Annotated in this window: 14 protein-coding genes; 5 read left to right on the top strand and 9 right to left on the bottom strand. The window is 71.3% G+C overall.

The window, feature by feature from the left end; genetic code table 11:
- Nucleotides 1-2: 2 nt before the first annotated feature.
- The gene (locus GFD30_RS09970; protein ID WP_322633126.1) at nucleotides 3-674 is read right to left on the bottom strand and encodes a response regulator transcription factor; all 672 of its coding nucleotides are present in this window, start codon (nucleotides 672-674) and stop codon (nucleotides 3-5) included.
- Nucleotides 665-1,861, bottom strand: a complete 1,197-nt coding sequence (locus tag GFD30_RS09965) for a sensor histidine kinase (RefSeq protein ID WP_153025028.1) — start codon at nucleotides 1,859-1,861, stop codon at nucleotides 665-667. The genes GFD30_RS09970 and GFD30_RS09965 overlap by 10 nt, the downstream gene beginning before the upstream one ends.
- Nucleotides 1,862-1,972: 111 nt before the next feature.
- Between GFD30_RS09965 and GFD30_RS09960 the strand changes: the two genes are divergently transcribed.
- Entirely contained in the window at nucleotides 1,973-3,214 is a 1,242-nt protein-coding gene (locus GFD30_RS09960) for a serine hydrolase domain-containing protein (protein WP_153025027.1), read from the top strand.
- A gap of 219 nt (nucleotides 3,215-3,433) precedes the next feature.
- On the opposite strand, the gene GFD30_RS09955 is transcribed toward GFD30_RS09960, so the two are convergent.
- Nucleotides 3,434-3,763, bottom strand: a complete 330-nt coding sequence (locus GFD30_RS09955; protein ID WP_153025026.1) for a nuclear transport factor 2 family protein — start codon at nucleotides 3,761-3,763, stop codon at nucleotides 3,434-3,436.
- A 165-nt stretch (nucleotides 3,764-3,928) separates the two neighbouring features.
- On the opposite strand from GFD30_RS09955, the gene GFD30_RS09950 reads away from it, so the two are divergent.
- A complete protein-coding gene (locus GFD30_RS09950) occupies nucleotides 3,929-4,297 on the top strand; it encodes a RidA family protein (RefSeq protein WP_322633125.1) in 369 nt (122 codons plus the stop codon).
- Nucleotides 4,298-4,341: 44 nt separating this feature from the next.
- Here the strand turns inward: GFD30_RS09950 and GFD30_RS09945 are convergent, their stop codons facing one another.
- The 4 genes from GFD30_RS09945 to GFD30_RS09930 form a co-directional block, all read right to left on the bottom strand.
- Nucleotides 4,342-4,509: a hypothetical protein gene (locus tag GFD30_RS09945; RefSeq protein ID WP_153025024.1), complete on the bottom strand. Its 168-nt coding sequence runs from the start codon at nucleotides 4,507-4,509 to the stop codon at nucleotides 4,342-4,344.
- A gap of 137 nt (nucleotides 4,510-4,646) precedes the next feature.
- On the bottom strand, nucleotides 4,647-5,054 hold the full coding sequence (locus GFD30_RS09940; RefSeq protein ID WP_153025023.1) for a hypothetical protein: 408 nt from the start codon (nucleotides 5,052-5,054) through the stop codon (nucleotides 4,647-4,649).
- A gap of 20 nt (nucleotides 5,055-5,074) precedes the next feature.
- Nucleotides 5,075-5,614, bottom strand: coding sequence for a hypothetical protein (locus tag GFD30_RS09935; RefSeq protein ID WP_153025022.1), 540 nt, complete (start codon nucleotides 5,612-5,614; stop codon nucleotides 5,075-5,077).
- A 350-nt stretch (nucleotides 5,615-5,964) separates the two neighbouring features.
- Nucleotides 5,965-6,585 (bottom strand): TetR/AcrR family transcriptional regulator, encoded by a 621-nt coding sequence (locus tag GFD30_RS09930; protein ID WP_153025021.1) that lies wholly within the window; start codon nucleotides 6,583-6,585, stop codon nucleotides 5,965-5,967.
- Nucleotides 6,586-6,669: 84 nt separating this feature from the next.
- Between GFD30_RS09930 and GFD30_RS09925 the strand changes: the two genes are divergently transcribed.
- Nucleotides 6,670-7,614 carry a beta-ketoacyl-ACP synthase 3 gene (locus tag GFD30_RS09925; RefSeq protein ID WP_153025020.1) on the top strand — a complete coding sequence of 315 codons (945 nt, stop codon included), beginning with the start codon at nucleotides 6,670-6,672 and terminating at the stop codon, nucleotides 7,612-7,614.
- 153 nt (nucleotides 7,615-7,767) lie between these two features.
- Here the strand turns inward: GFD30_RS09925 and GFD30_RS09920 are convergent, their stop codons facing one another.
- Nucleotides 7,768-9,798, bottom strand: a complete 2,031-nt coding sequence (locus tag GFD30_RS09920; RefSeq protein WP_153025019.1) for a right-handed parallel beta-helix repeat-containing protein — start codon at nucleotides 9,796-9,798, stop codon at nucleotides 7,768-7,770.
- Nucleotides 9,799-10,005: 207 nt separating this feature from the next.
- Between GFD30_RS09920 and GFD30_RS09915 the strand changes: the two genes are divergently transcribed.
- Nucleotides 10,006-13,176 (top strand): DUF4132 domain-containing protein, encoded by a 3,171-nt coding sequence (locus GFD30_RS09915; protein ID WP_153025018.1) that lies wholly within the window; start codon nucleotides 10,006-10,008, stop codon nucleotides 13,174-13,176.
- A gap of 213 nt (nucleotides 13,177-13,389) precedes the next feature.
- The gene (locus GFD30_RS09910) at nucleotides 13,390-14,265 is read left to right on the top strand and encodes an aminoglycoside phosphotransferase family protein (protein ID WP_322633124.1); all 876 of its coding nucleotides are present in this window, start codon (nucleotides 13,390-13,392) and stop codon (nucleotides 14,263-14,265) included.
- Between the two features lie 102 nt (nucleotides 14,266-14,367).
- Here GFD30_RS09910 and GFD30_RS09905 read toward each other — a convergent pair whose 3' ends face one another.
- Nucleotides 14,368-15,228 carry an ATP-grasp domain-containing protein gene (locus GFD30_RS09905; protein ID WP_322633123.1) on the bottom strand — a complete coding sequence of 287 codons (861 nt, stop codon included), beginning with the start codon at nucleotides 15,226-15,228 and terminating at the stop codon, nucleotides 14,368-14,370.
- Nucleotides 15,229-15,257: the final 29 nt, after the last annotated feature.

Genomic DNA, 15,257 nt, shown 5'->3' with positions numbered 1-15,257 from the left:
GCTCAGGGCCTGTCCGCCGGGACCGGCGGGATGCCGCCCTGGCGGCGGAGGTAGGCCAGCACGGCGAGGACCCGGCGGTGGCCGCTGTCCTCGACCGACAGGCCGAGCTTGAGGAAGATGCCGCCGATGTGCTTGTGGACGGCGTTGTCGGAGACGAAGAGCCGCTTGGCGATGGTCGCATTGTCGTGGCCCTCGGCCATGAGCGCGAGCACCTGGCGTTCGCGTGCGGTCAGCGCGTCGACCGGGTCGCCGTGCGCGAGGAGCTGCGCGATGACCTCCGGGTCCATGGCGGTGCCGCCGCCGGCCACGCGCCGCAGCGCCTCGGTGAACTCCGCGACGCGGCTCACCCGGTCCTTGAGCAGGTAGCCGATGCCGCCGCGGGTGTCGGCGAGGAGGCGACCCGCGTACGCCTGCTCCACGTACTGCGACAAGACCAGGATCGGCAGCCCGGGATGGTCGCGGCGGGCCTGGACCGCGGCCCGGATCCCCTCGTCGCGGAAGCCGGGAGGCAAGCGGACGTCCACAATGGTCACATCGGGCCGATGGGTCTCCACGGCCGCGAGGAAGCCCGGCGCGTCGGTCGCGATGGCGGCGATCTCGAACCCCTGCGACTCCAGGAGCAGCTCGAGCCCGGAGGAGAGCAGGACGTTGTCCTCGGCGATCACTACACGCACGGCAGCTCCAATGTGACGACGGTCGGCCCGCCCGGCGGACTGGTGATCTCGACGGTGCCGTCCAGGGCCGCGGCGCGGCGGCGCATCCCGTCGAGGCCCGAGCCCTTCGAGGCGTCCGCGCCGCCGATCCCGTTGTCCGCGATGCTGGTCCGCAGCGTCGCACCATCGCGGGAGACGCGGATGGAGGCGTCGGTGGCGCCGCTGTGCCGGGCGATGTTCGCGAGCGCCTCGGTGACCGCGAAGTACGCGACCGCCTCGACCGCCGCCGGGATCTCGCCGAGCGGTCCGACGTCGAGGCGAACGGGCACCCCGGCCCGCGCGGTCAGCGTCGTGAGCGCCCCGGAGAGCCCCTGGTCGGCGAGGACCGGCGGGTAGATCGTGTGGATGACCGATCGCAGCTCCGTCATCGCGTCCTCGGTCTCGGCCTGCGCCTGGCGGACCAGGGCGGCGGCGGCATCGGGGTCGCGGGCGTAGGTCTCGCCGGCGACCGCGAGCCGCATCGCGATGGCGACCAGCCGCGCCTGGGTGCCGTCGTGCAGGTCCCGTTCGATCCGGCGGAGTTCCGCGGAGTGCGCCTGGAGGACGTCGGCGCGGGTCCGGGTGAGCTCGGAGACGCGCTGGACCAGCCGCTCGGCGGGGGAGGGGGCGAGGAACGCCAGGCACGCCCGGGCGTGGGCGCGGGCGAGCAGCGGCAGGACGGCGGCGGCGAGCCCCGACATGGCGCCCAGGTTCACCGAGCCGAGCAGCAGCGCGGTGACCCAGTCGGTGATGGGTTCGCTGACCACCGGCAGCCACGGCGCCCGCGGAAACGCCCACCACAGTCCCGCGATGATCGGCGTGACCAGCAGACACGCAGCGAGCAGCAGCGCCAGGGCGCCCATCGGCAGGCCGACGGCGACGTGCGTGCCGAGCCAGGCGAGGTTGCGGCCGGCAGTGCGCGGCCGTGGCTCGACGTCCTGCCCCAGCAGCGCGCCCGCCCGCCGGCGGTGCCGCTCCGCCCAGGACTGCGCCGGACCCGGAACGCACAGGACGGGAGCCGCGGCGACGGTGACCAGCGCGTCGGCGAACGTCGCGAGCAGGTACCGGCCGCTGCGCCACGTCTTGACCGCGTGAACGCGGGCCGCGCCGAGCGCGCCGTGCACGTGTCCCGTTCTCCCGCGCCGTGGCAGGGAGGCGTCGAATGCCATGCGGTTCACCATAAGCAGCGGGAACGTCCACCGCACTACAGGTGGCTGTAGGTCGCGGACGGGAGCCCGGGGTAGCGACCGGGAGCCCTTCGTCTTCATAGCGTTCGGGGCATGGAAACGACCAGTTCGACCGCAGTATCACCCGAACCGCGCACTCTCCGCCGCCGCTTCCGGTGGCGGCTCGCCGTGGCCGCCCTCGCCGTCGCCGCCCTTGGCACGGCCGCCGCCGTCTCCCTGCCGGACGACCCACCCGAGACCGCTTCTCCCGCTTATGGACAGGACGACCTTCTGCGCGACACCGAGGCGCTCGAGGCGCTGGGGATCACCGGCGTCCAGGCCCGCGTCACCACCGCCACGGGCCCGGACCTGGTGGCCGCCAGCGGCACCGCCGAACTCGGCACCGACCGCCCGGTGGACCCCGACGGCTACTTCCGGATCGCCAGCACCGGCAAGGCACTCGTCGCCACCGCCGTCCTGCAGCTCGTCGACGCGGGCGAACTCGGGCTCGACGACACAGTGGACGAATGGCTCCCGGGCATGGTGGTCGGCAACGGCAACGACGGGACGCTCATCACCGTCCGCCACCTCCTCCAGCACACGAGCGGCATCCACGACGACCTCCCCGGCTTCGCCGACCACCAGGACTACCTCGAGCACCGCTACGACGTGTACACATCGGAGCAGGTCGTCGCGCGGGCGATGGCGCTCCAGCCCGATTTCGCACCCGGGACCGGATGGAGTTACTGCAACACCTGCTACGTGCTGCTCACCATGATCATCGAGGAGGCCACAGGCGCGCCCTGGCACCAGGCGGTCGAGGAGGGAGTGCTGCAACCGCTTGGTCTGGACCACACCTACCTGCCGGGCGACGACCCCACGCTCCGCACCCCGCACGCCAACAGCTACGAGTTCTATCCCACGGGCGAGCGGCTCGACGTCACGGAAGTGATCATCCCGGACCCCGGCGGCTACATCTCCACCACCGCCGACGTCAACCGCTTCTTCCGGGCTCTGCTCGGCGGCGAGCTCCTGTCCGAGCCGATGCTGGCGGCCATGCAGGACACCGTTCCGGTGAGTGAGGAGTTCCAGACGTACTGGCCGGACGCGGGCTACGGACTGGGTCTGATGAGCCGGCCCCTGTCCTGCGGAGGCGTCTACTGGAGCCATGAGGGCGGCGACACCGGCTATATCACCCTCAACGGCGCCACCGCCGACGGCGGCCGCGCCGTGACCGTGTCCATGACGACCGCCCTGGCCGGCTCTCCCGACCACTTCCTCCTCCAGGAGCAGACTGCCAGCGCGCTCGTCGACCATGCGCTGTGCGGGTCCGCCGGGGACGAGCAGGAGGAGTGAAGGCGGGGGACCCGGCTGCGAAGTGCCGCATCCAAGAGGGCGGACTTCAGGCGCGATAGCAGCTCTGCTCGCGCCACGCAGTCGCAAGGAGCCCAGTCACAAGGAACCCAGTCGCAGGGAGCCCAGTCACAAGGAACCCAGTCGCAGGGAGCCCAGTCGCAGGGAGCGGAGCGGGGAGGGCTCGGCCGGGAATTCCCGGCCGAGCCCGCCCCTGGGCGCTCACTCGATCACCAGTCGCGCGATCTTGTCGCCGCGCAGACGGAACTTCATGGGCCCGGTGCCGTTGAACCCGTTGCCGCTGACCCTGAGCGTGGCGATCCACTCGTCAGGGCCGTCGCCGGCCTCGACTCCGACGACCTCGAACCTGCTCTCCATGCCGATGTTGTCGGTCTGGTTCCACCGCCCGACTCCGTCGATGCCGTTGAACTCGCGCCCCCAGTCGCTCAGGAACGCGTCCTCGGTGAACACCGACAGGAACCGGTCGGTGTCGCCCGCGTTGGTCGCTTCGATGAACTCCCGGATCGGGGCCGGCAATTGGATGTCCGTCATGTCTTCCTCCACGCTCGATTGCGCAACGACCTGACGCTACTGCCGACGCAGGGCGCTGATCCAGAGATCGCCCATCCCGGGACCGGCACTCCGGCGGTCCAGACCCGGTTGACCCGGCCAGGGCCAACCGCCGTGCGCGGCCGAACCGGTGGCATCATGCTCCTCGTGACTTCGAACCCTCGTACGTACTCCGACACCCGCACCGCCACCGGACCGCTGCTCTTCATCTCGGGCCAGGTCCCGGTCGCGGACGACGGGACCGTGCCCGGGGACATCGCGGCGCAGACCCGGCTGGTACTCCGGAAGATCGAAGCCCACCTGGCGGCGCACCGCCTGGACTGGGACGCGGTGGTGAAGGTGACCTACTTCCTGCGCGACATCGGCGACCTGCGATCGTTCCGCGAGGCGGTGCTCGCCGAACTCCCGGAGCCGCGGCCGGCCGCCAGCCTCGTCGAAGTGAGCAACCTGATCGACCCCCGATTCCGGATCGAGATCGAGGCGATCGCCGACCTGGGCGGCGCGACAACCCGGTGACACCGGGCCCCCGCCCTTGCGACCGAGCTCCGCGCGGGGGCGCGTCATCCGAGGAAGTCCTCCCCTTCGGCCACGGGAGCGTCGATGCCGAGGGCGATGGTGGACCCGTCGCGGAACTCCAGGAGGTGGACGACGCCCTCTTCGGACCCCTTGGGCTTCCGCCTTCCGCCGGTCCCGCCCGTGGTCCCGGTACTCGGACATCTCTGGAGCACCGTGCGCGGGCACGGTCCGGCGGCCGGCAGGATGGCGCACTCTGCCGCATGCCGCTGACGACCGTGCCCGCTCACTCGCCTTATTCCGGGACCCTCCGCATGGGAGGGTCGGTTTCAACGGACTTCACGCGCCGAGGTCAGCACCGAATGTATTTCGACGTCTCACGGAACGCGTCGAAGCTTTCACCGATGATCTGCAGCGAGGCGTAGTAGGTCCCGGTCCGGCACGTCACGTTCATGGTGACCACGTAGTTGCGGTCCCCGCGGTAGGTCACCGTCCGCCCGTTGTCCGAGGCCCCTGGGCCGTTGATGTTGCTGTACTCCGTCCAGTACTGACCGGAGCACCCGTCCACGTTGATGCGGAAGCTCACCTGGACGATCGACTGGACCCTGGTGGGCCCGCCGATCCCCGCGGTGACCGAGCAGGCCGCGGCCTCGACCGGCGCCGCGGTGGCGTGCGATGCCGGTATGACCGCTGCGAGCGAAGCGGCGCCGAACACCATCAAGACCGCCGCCATCTTGGCGATCCACCGTCGATACCTCATGGTCTCCTTCTCCCCGTTCATCAGCACGAGCTCACGGTCAGGACGCTGCTTCGCGAGGCTGCGTCGTTGGTGCCCCTTTGGACGATGATCTCGGACCTCCACTGGCCCCGTTTGCAATCCGCGCTGGTGCTGAAGTACGCGGAGTAGGGTGCGTACACGTCCCTGCGAAGCGTCGACTGCGAAATCCATTCGATGGAGTAGATCTGCACGTGCAGCAGGACCTCCCAGGTACCGCTGCAACCGGACGAGAGCGACATGTTGCCCGAGCCGCGAACCCGTGAGCTGGACTTGGTGGGCTTGTTCGCGGCGACCGTGATCTGGCACGAGGCGATCTGGATGTCGGTCACGGTGGCGTTCTCGTACTCGGTGGTCCGAACGAAACCGTCCGGCTGCGACTCGTACTCGACGTTCAGCACCGCACCGTATGCGGACGTGTCGGCGGCCGCGAGGCCTCCGGAGTCCGGACCGGCCGCCGCGGGCCCGGCGACACCGAGCCCCGCCGCGAACACCATTGCGAACGCCGCCGCCAGCGACGCCCACAATCTCGATCTAGTGATCATGAACTTTCCCTTCTTCATGCAGGGTCATGAAAGGCACAACGGACGGCGGCTGGACGAATCGCTCCGCTCAGCCGGGATCGCGAATGCGGATCGCGGTCCGATATGCCTTGAGATCATCGTTTCGAGATGAGACGCCGATCACCAGGCGGCCGACCGGCGGAACACCGGCAAGAGACCGGCGGCGAAGGACTGCGAACCGAACGGGACATCCCGTGCTCCGGTCGCGACCTCGGACGTCCCGACGGGAACGGCTCGGCTCAGCTTCCGGACATCGCTGACGCTCGTCCTCGGGGCGGCCGCGACCGCTCAGGAGGGATGGCGCCCGGCGCGGGATTCGAGGGGACTTCCCGTCACTGCTGGTGCTCGGCAGTCGCGAGGAGCCGGTGCAGGGCGCGGCGAGTGCGTTGTGCGGCATTCGGGTCGGCGAAGAGCTGGATCTCCTGGTTGAGCGCCATGAACAGGCCGACCAGTTCGAACGCGACCTGCTCCGGGTCGGTGCCGCGCGGCAGGTCTCCCGTGGCCACGGCGGTACGGGCCTCGGCGACCAGGCGCCGCCGCCAGAGCTTGTGCAGGCGCGCCACGGCATCGCGCACCGGTCCGCCGCGGGCGTCGAATTCGATCGCCGCGGTGGTGAAGAGGCAGCCGCCGGGGAAGATCTGCCGCTCGTGCTCGAGGTAGTCGATCCACGTTTCGCACACCGCGCGCAGCCGAGGCAGTCCGGGCGGCTCGAGTTCCGCGGGCCTCCACACGATCCGGGCGAAGGCGGCGGCCGCGGCGTCCAAGAGCGCGAGTTGCAGGGCCTCTTTGGACCCGAAGTGGCCGAGCACGCCGGCCTTGCTCATGCCGAGGTCGGCCGCGAGCTGCCCGATGGTCAGCCCCTCGAGGCCGTCGACCGACGCTGCGGCGACGCCTCGTTCAACGATGCGGTCCCGGGTCAGGCGGGTTTCGGCGACGGATCGGCGCGGGCTCATGCCGTGATCCTAGCCGACCGAGCACCCATTAGCGACCGATCGGTTGCTATATTGGCGGTCCGGTCGCCGAACAGAGGAGATCCCATGCCCGGAAGCCGAATCGCCGCCCTCGGGCACTACCAACCGTCCCGCGTGATGACCAACGACGACCTGGCCGGCATGGTCGACACCAGCGACGAGTGGATCCGCCAGCGCACCGGCATCGCCACCCGGCACATCGCCGCCGCCGACGAATCGGTGGCCGACATGGCGTCCGCAGCGGCCGCCGAAGCGCTCGTCGCCGCCGGCCTGGAGCCCGGCGACATCGGCATGGTCACCGTCGCCACGTGCAGCGCGATCGACCGCTGCCCCTCGATCGCCGCGCAGGTCGCGGCCCGGCTCGGCATTCCCGCCGCGGCCACGTTCGACCTCAACAACGGCTGCGCGGGCTTCTGCACCGCGGTGGCGACCGCCGACCACGCGGTGCGGGCGCGCGCGGCGAGGCACGCGCTGGTCGTCGGGGCCGAGAAGATGTCGGATGTGACGGACTGGAGCGACCGCAGCACATGCGTGCTGCTCGGCGACGGGGCGGGCGCGGCGGTGGTCAGCGCCGCCGAGGGCCCGGGGATCGGCCCGGTCGTCTGGGGCGGTGACCCGACCCGCGCCGACGCGGTGCGACTCGCCGGGAGCTGGCGGCCGCGCTTCACCCAGTCCGGTCAAGTCGTCTTCCGCTGGGCCACAACTGAACTCATCGACCTCGCCGTCGAGGCGTGCCGCCGGGCGGGGCTCGAACCGGCCGACCTCGCCGGGGTGGTGACCCACCAGGCGAACCTGCGGATCATCGAGGCGATCGTGCGCCGGCTCGGCCTCGCCGAGGACGCCGTCATCGCCCGGGACGTCGTCGACTCCGGCAACACCTCGGCCGCATCGGTCCCGCTCGCGTTGTCGAAACTGGTCGAGCGGCGGGCGGTCCCCGCCGGCGCCCCGGTGCTGCTCTTCGCCTTCGGCGGCGGCCTCTCCTGGGCGGGGCAGGTCGTCACCGCGCCGTAGGCCGCGTCGGCGTTCGGCACCGCTGCACCGGCCGAACCGGTCGTCCCGTCGGTGGATCGTATGGGGAGCGGGTGGAGACGGTCAGGAGTCGTTCTCGACTCCCGCCGTCCGCCGCTCCGCCGGCTTCGGGTGACCGATGCTTCAGCGGGCTCCTCAGCCGCGACGCTCCGGGGCCGGTGCGGTGAGGATCAGGGTACCGGGCGTCGACGCCGCGAACGGCCCGGGCACGGCCTCGTCGCGCTTGAGGCCGGTGATGTCGGTGCTCAGGTCCAGGTCGGATCCGTCGGGGTCGGTATAGCCCATCTCGGCTTGGTAACTCGTTCCGAGGCGCGCCGTCGTCACCGGGGCGACGACGCCGAGGGCCGCGCCGTCGGCCAGCTCGACGCGGACGGAGCCGGCTGCGGCGTCGTGCACCTCGACGCGCACCGGCGAGGTGCCGACGACGCGGGGCGCGGGCTCCGCGCGGAACGGCTCGGCGCCCTCCGCGTACAGGTTGCCCTCGACCCAGACCGGGAGGCGCGGCCCGGCCAGTGCGCTGCCGTGCTCGTTCGGGTACTCCTCCTGCGTCGGGTAGGCGTCGTACTGCGAGGTTCCGACCGGGGTCGGCACGAAGGCGGCCTGGCCGGGCACGCCGTCGATGTCGATCGCGCCCGACCAGAAGCTCGCGAGCGCCGGTTCGGCCGCTTGCGGTTCGGCGCCTTCCCGGCCGGCACGGTCGCCGACGAAGACGTTGTTGTAGAACCGGTTGTCGCCGCCGAGGATGTTCGAGACGCCGTAGACGGCCGTGGAGTGCGGGAAGTGGTACGGGGTGTACCGCTGGTGCTCGGTGCAGTTCGCGATGCGGCCCGCGAAGTAGTTGTGCACGTACGCGCCGCCGGTGGACATGTCCTTGACCGCCCACGGTGAGAGGAACAGGTTCGAGTCCACAAGGTACGGTCCGTGGCAGACCTCGACCATGAAGTCCTCGGCGGTGGAGGCGTAGAAGACGTTGCGGCGCAGCGAGGTGCCTTGGGCCTGCCAGTCGAGCCACAGGGCCCGGTGCGTGTGGTGGATCGTATTTCCACTGATCACGGTGTCGATGGCGGCGTGCAGTTTGATGCCGGCGACCTCGGCGCCGTGCCATTGCCGCTTCACGTGGATGCGGGAGATGTGGTTGTCGACGATGTGGGAGAACGCCGCGCCGAGATGTCCGACGACGCCCGCCTGCTCGCAGTCCCGGATCGTGTTGCGGCGCACCGTGTGGGAGCCGACGTGGTCCCGGTGCCACGGGTGCGGCTCGCCGGCGTCGGGCCCGCGCAGGGCGAGCGCCCGCTGGATCACCTCGCGCTCGCGCTGCGTGCCGCCCTTGGCGCCCTCGGGTCCCGCGAGCCACTCGTTCTGCCCCGTGCTGGCCTCCTTGCCCAGGGAGACGCCGACGTTCTTCGAGTCGGTGATCGTGTTGTCCTCGATCACCCAGCCCTTGGACCAGTGCGGGCCGATCAGGCCCTCCTGGAGCGCGGTGGGCGGCGCCCACTGCGTGGCGGCCTTGGTCAGGGTGAAGCCGCGCACCGTGATGTGGTCGATTCCCGTTGCCGCAGGCCAGAACACGAACTTGCGGACGTTGATCTCGATCTCGTGGTCGGCCGGGTCGGCACCGCCGAAGTTCGCCGTGATCCGCGTGGCGTCGTCGCCCACCTCGCAGTACCACGTCAGCAGGGAGCCCTCCTGGTCGAACGAGTCCTCGGTGACTTCGGGGCGTTCGACGCCGCCGAGGGTCGGCGACTCGTACATGGACTTGCCGTCGAGGTACACCTCGCCGGTGTGCCAGGTGTTGACCTGGTCGAAGAACCAGTCGCCGCCGATGCGTTCGGCATACGGGTTGTGGTCCCCGAACAGGGTGTTCGGCACCGTCGCCGTCCAGACGGCCGCCGAGCCGGGGTGGGGGCGCCAGTCGGTGATCACCTCGGCGCCGGAGACCGTGACCGGCTCGTAGCGGCCGTCCGCGCCCAGCGCGGCCTGGTAGGTGATCGGCGCGGCGGCCGTGCCGCCGCGAGGCGGGTTCACCCACTCGCGGTACACGCCCTCATGGACGACGACGGTGTCCCCCGGTTGCGCCAGTGCCGCGGCCGCACCGATGCTGAGCAGGGGGGCCTCGGCGGTTCCAGCGGCGGTATCGGACCCGGACTTCGCGACGTGTATCTCCACGCCGCAAACCCTATCCTCCTGCTCGCACCGATCCGCGGCCGATTCACGTTCATTGACCTGCGCGGCGTCCGGCCGGTGACATCGACGGCCGCACTGTTCGACGGCCCCCGCCGGACCGCATGTCACACCCCGATCCGATGATCGCAGGGCGCGGTCGCCGTCGCCGACCGCCGAACGCCCTCAACCACTCCGATCGTTGGGAACCCCATGACCGACACGCGATCCGCCGCATCCCTCGACGAGGACGCCTTCGAGCGATGGTCGTCCTACGCGGCCGACGACCGCCTCCACCTGACCTCGCTACCGCGCCGCGACCGGCCGTTCCCGCCCCCGAACCCGCTGCGCCCGGACATGGTCGAGCACTGGCGCACCGCCGGCCTCGGCCCCTCCCGCGAGTACCTCCGCGCCGCGGTCGAATGCCCGGACAGCGACCCCGCGATCGCCGCCGCCCTCCAGTCGTATCTCGACGGTGCGCCGGACCCGCTCGGGGCCGCCGCGGCCCTCAAGATCGTCGGCTGCGTCCACCCGCCCGACTTCCGCTCGTGGAGCGCCTCCTACCGGCGGATCGACGCCTGGTACGGCGAGCACGGCCTCGAGCTCGCCGTCTGCGCGACGCTGGAGCGGTTCGCGCTCCGCGTGGTCGCCGCCGGCTCCGACGACCACTACTTCAAGCATGTGAACGGCAGCGTGCCCGCACTCGTGTACGCGCCTACCGCACCCGCGGGGTCGAGCTGGAACGCCGGCTTCGGACCCGACTGCGACCGGATCCGCGAACTGCTCACCGCCATGCCCGAAACCGAGTACCGCCGCTACCGCGAGCTGCTCGAACCCTACGGGCGCAGCCACCGCCAGCGCCTGGTCCGCGCGTACTTCATGTCCGAGCCGGACTGGGTCGACCAGGTCTGCGCCGAGTTCGGCGAATGGGAGGTCGACTCCTCGTACGAGAAGGTGTGGATCTTCGCCATGGCCTCCTCCCTCGACCAGATCGCCGCCGCGGGCATCACCTCGATCGGCCCGAACGGCAACAGCTCTCAGCAGATCGGCACCCTCGTCAACGCCTTCGGCGCCGACGGCCTCCCCCTGGTGGTCGAGGACCTGCGCCGCACCTCCCCGAACCGGTGGATCGACGTCCGAAAGCACGTGCTCGCGGCCGTGCCCCACGACGCGGGCGTGGAATTCCTCCTCACCGGCATGGTCGGCGACGCCACCGCCGACCTGGCCCGGCGCGCCGCCGAGCGCTTCCCGCGCCGCACCGTGCGGGTCCTCGCCAAGGTCGCCGCCACCGCCGACGACCCGCACCTGCGCTCGCGGCTCGCGCACCTCGCCGCCCGCGTCCTCCCCGCCGAGGCCGTCGCCACCGCCGAACCGGCCGTGCGGGAGGCGATCGACCGGCTCCTGCGCTTCGACGGCGCCCCGCCCGAAGCGCAGGACCTCCCCGCCCTGTTCACCGACCCTCCGTGGAGCAGCAAGCGCACCAAGGCGAAACGCGAACCCGTCGAGGTACGGCCGGTGGACGCCGCCGTCCTGCGCTGGCGCGACGGCGAGCGCGAGACCTGGGCCGAGGGCGGCAAGCGCATCGACGACGTCCGGCGGCGCCTCGCCGAAGGCGGCGCGGAAGCCGTGCCGGACGTCCTTGCGGCACTGGCGAAGTCCGCGCGCCATCCCCGCGCGCTCCCGCCCGTCGGCGGCGTCGAGGCGGCCCGTATCGCAGCCGACTGGCTCGTGCGCCTCCCCTCGACACGTGCCAGCGTCGTCTTCTGGCTCGCCCGCCACGGCACCGACGCCGTGACCTGGTTGACCCCGGACGCCGTCGGCGCGCCCGGCAAACCCAGGCGCGCCGCCGAAGCGGTCCTGCGGCACGTCGCCCGCAGCCACGGCGAGGCGGCCGTCCTGGACGCCGCGGCCGTCTACGGCGACGACGCCCGGTCCGCGGTCGCCGCGATCCTCGCCGCCGACCCCCTCGAACTCGACGGCCGCAAAGCGCCGCGCGTTCCCGAATGGGCCGATCCGATCCTCGGCATGCCCGTGCTCACCCGGGACCGCCGCCACCGCCTACCGGCGGCGGCCGTCGGCCGCCTGGTCGGCACGATGATGCTCGACTCGCTCGCGATTCCATACGCCGGCATCGACGTCTTCAAGGAGCACTGCGACGCGCAGAGCCTGCGCGAGTTCTCATGGACGGTCTTCGACTCCTGGTCGCTCGCAGGGCACCCGGCCAAGGACGGCTGGGCGCTCACGCAGCTCGCCCGGTTCGCCGACGGCGGAACCGTCGAGCGCATCGAGGCGCTCATCCGCCAATGGTCGCGCGAGGGCGCCTCCAAGCGGGCCCAGAACGCCCTCCAAGCGCTGGGCGCGATCGAGTCGGAGGAGGCGCTGCTCGCCGTCAACTCACTGCAGCGCACCGCCGAGACCAAGGCGCTCAAGGAATCCGCCGCGGACCAGATCGACCTCATCGCGGCCGGCATGGGACTGGACGCCGAGCAGCTCGCCGACCGCCTCGTTCCCGACTTCGAACTGGGCGAGGACGGCACGCTCGAACTCGACTACGGGCCGCGGCGGTTCAAGATCGGATTCGACGAGCGGCTGCGGCCCTTCGTGATCGACGAGCGCGGCAAGCGCCGCAGAGGACTGCCCGATCCGACTGCGGACGACGATGCCGACCTCGCCGCCGCGGCGGCCGAGCAGTACGCGCGCCTCGTCCGAGGCCTGAAGTCGGTCGCGAACGAGAACGGACGCCTGGAACGGGCGATGATCGACGGCCGCACCTGGTCGCTGCCCGAGTTCCGCCGCCACCTGGCCGACCACGCGCTCATGTGGCACCTGGTCAAGCGCCTGGTCTGGCAGGCCGAGTCGGACTCCGGCACCGTGGCGTTCCGCTTCGCCGAAGACGGCACCTACACCGACGTCGAGGAGAACACGATCGAACCGGCCCCGGACTCCCGGATCCGGCTCGCGCATCCGCTCCTGCTGGGCGAGACGGCCCGGGTCTGGGCGGAGATCCTCGCCGACTACGAGATCCTCCAGCCGTTCGACCAGCTCGCGCGGCCGGTGCACACCCCGGACGAAGCGGAGCTGCGGGCCGGGAGGCTGACGCGGTTCGAAGGCGCGAAGGCGAGCGCCGGAGCGCTGTTCGGGCTGACCCGCAAGGACTGGCGCCCGATTCGACGGGAGGGCACGGGCGTCACCGTCGGCGTGGCGCGGCACCTGCCCGGTTCGGGATCGCTCCGGGTGGACTTCACGCCGGGATTCGCCGGCGGCTACCACTTCGACGCGGCGGAACTCCAGGTCCTCCAAGAGATCCACTTCCCCGCCGACGCCGATCCGGTGGCCCTCTCCGAGGCGATGGGGGCACTCTCCCGAGTGACGAAGCAGGAATGAGACCGCGAACTGCGGTACGGAACGCCGCGCCGCGCGTCCGGGCGATCTCCCCGAACGCCCGGACGCGACCGGTTCGGTTCGCCGGTGCCGCCCCAGCCACCGGATCGGCGAGACCGGCGCTGCATAGGCTGTCGGGGTTGCCGAGACTCCAGCGCATCACTGAACCGCATGTGGTTCTAGAGAAAAGCCCGGACGCGAAGACGAAGGAGAAGCGTGGTCGCCCCAACGAACGAGATCACCACGGACCTGGTGCACGCCCTCATCTCCGAGCAGTTCCCCGAATGGGCCGATCTCCCGGTCGAACCGATCGAACGCCAAGGCTGGGACAACCGGACCTTCAGGCTCGGCACCGACCTCTCGGTCCGCTTGCCGAGCGGCGAAGCGTATGCGGCCGCGGTCGAGAAGGAGGACCGGTGGCTGCCGGTGCTCGCCGACCACCTGCCCATACCGGTACCGACACCGGTTGCGACCGGTCGCCCAGGCCGCGGCTACCCGTTCCCGTGGTCGGTGCGGCGCTGGCTGCCCGGCAGGACGGTCGAGTCCGCGGTCGACCTCGACCGCGCACAGTTGGCCCGCGATCTCGGCGGCCTGCTCACCGAACTGCGGAACGCGCCGGCGCAGCACGGTCCAGCCGGCGGCCGCCATTCCCATTTCCGCGGCTGCCATCCCAGCGTCTTCGGCGACCAGGTGCAGCAGGCGCTCGAGATCCTCGGTGACGCCGTCGACGCGACCGCCTGCCGAGCGATCTGGGCGAGCGCACTGACCTCGGCCTGGCCCCACGACCCCGTCTGGTTCCACGGCGACATCGCCGTCGGCAACCTGCTCACAGTGGACGGCAGGCTCTCGGCGGCCATCGACTTCGGCACCTGCGGGGTCGGCGACCCGGCCTGCGACCTCGTCATGGCCTGGACCTACTTCGACGGCGACGAGCGAAAGATCTTCCGAGAGGCCGCCGACGCGCCCGACGACCTGTGGCGGCGGGCGCGCGGATGGGCGCTGTGGAAGGCGCTGGCGACCATGGCCGGCCTCTCGAGCCCTGACCCCGACGGCTTCCAGGCCCGAGTGCTCCTCCGCGTCCTCGAGGAGTAGTCCGCCCGAGTGGGCATCGCGAAGGCCAGGTAGTTCTGCGGTCGTCCCTCGAATACCAACGCGGCCACAGTCTTGCCCGACGCGTTTCGTATGGACTGTTGCTTACCGAGCCGCCGTCAGGGCTGTGATCAGAGGTGCGACGTTCGTCCCCTGCGGGAAGTCGCTGACCTGGCCGTCGCCGACTTCGATGACGCGCCAGGCGCCGTCGGAGCGATGGGCGAGATCGGTGGTGACGAACCGGCACCCGAGCGCCGCCACCGCGTCCCCGATGCCGGTGAGGTCGGTTTCGGGGGCCACCTGCGGGGTGTCGGGGTGGGCGGTGGTCTGCACCGGCGCGCCGTCGAGCCACCACACCCGGGCTTGCTCGGTGCCCCCGGACGAGGTGAAGTCCTCGAAGGCGCGCACGACGAGCCCGCCGTACAGGTCCCCGCCCTGGACTTCCAGGAACCGTGCGACGATGCGCGAGCGCTGCACGGCGTCGGCCAGGTCGGGGATATGGCAGGCGGTGTCCCACAAGTCCTTGCGCGACTTCACGAAGTCCTTGACGATTGCCGATTCCGACCCGAGTTCGATTGCGGCCCAAGCCAGCCAGTCCTCGACCCGGTCGAGGTCGGTGGTGTGGACGCTCGCGGGGGTGTGCTCGGCGAAGACCGGATACCAGCCGGGCAGCTCGTGGGCGCGCGCGTAGGCGTCAGCGGCGGTGGCGAGGACGCAGCCGCGGTCCTCGAGTGCGGCTTCGAGGTCGGCGTACTGGGTGGCGGTGACCATCCAGCCGCGGTACCACGCCGGCCCCAGATCGAGCGGCACCCGTCGCACCGCTGCGGCGGCGTCGCCCCGGACGAGGGCGTCATGGTCGATGACCGCGACGGCGTCGGCGTGCTCGGCTTCTCTGGCGAAGTGCGGGTCCGGCCGTTTCGACCGGGCGGGAGCGAGCGGGTCGGCGCACAACAGCAGTGCGGTCACAGCGGCCTCCTCGAGTTGGAGCCCCCATG

Origin of the sequence: Glycomyces albidus (assembly GCF_009451885.1) — a bacterium.
GTDB classification, from domain to species: domain Bacteria; phylum Actinomycetota; class Actinomycetes; order Mycobacteriales; family Micromonosporaceae; genus Glycomyces; species Glycomyces albidus.
This window is presented reverse-complemented; position numbering and strand designations above follow the sequence as displayed.

What these genes read in the sequence shown, in the direction of transcription:
- GFD30_RS09955 (WP_153025026.1), bottom strand. Translation starts at nt 3,763, where the DNA reads ATGACGGACATCCAATTGCCGGCCCCGATCCGGGAGTTCATCGAAGCG.
- GFD30_RS09960 (WP_153025027.1), top strand. Translation starts at nt 1,973, where the DNA reads ATGGAAACGACCAGTTCGACCGCAGTATCACCCGAACCGCGCACTCTC.
- GFD30_RS09940 (WP_153025023.1), bottom strand. Translation starts at nt 5,054, where the DNA reads ATGAGGTATCGACGGTGGATCGCCAAGATGGCGGCGGTCTTGATGGTG.
- GFD30_RS09915 (WP_153025018.1), top strand. Translation starts at nt 10,006, where the DNA reads ATGACCGACACGCGATCCGCCGCATCCCTCGACGAGGACGCCTTCGAG.
- GFD30_RS09935 (WP_153025022.1), bottom strand. Translation starts at nt 5,614, where the DNA reads ATGATCACTAGATCGAGATTGTGGGCGTCGCTGGCGGCGGCGTTCGCA.
- GFD30_RS09925 (WP_153025020.1), top strand. Translation starts at nt 6,670, where the DNA reads ATGCCCGGAAGCCGAATCGCCGCCCTCGGGCACTACCAACCGTCCCGC.
- GFD30_RS09965 (WP_153025028.1), bottom strand. Translation starts at nt 1,861, where the DNA reads ATGGCATTCGACGCCTCCCTGCCACGGCGCGGGAGAACGGGACACGTG.
- GFD30_RS09930 (WP_153025021.1), bottom strand. Translation starts at nt 6,585, where the DNA reads ATGAGCCCGCGCCGATCCGTCGCCGAAACCCGCCTGACCCGGGACCGC.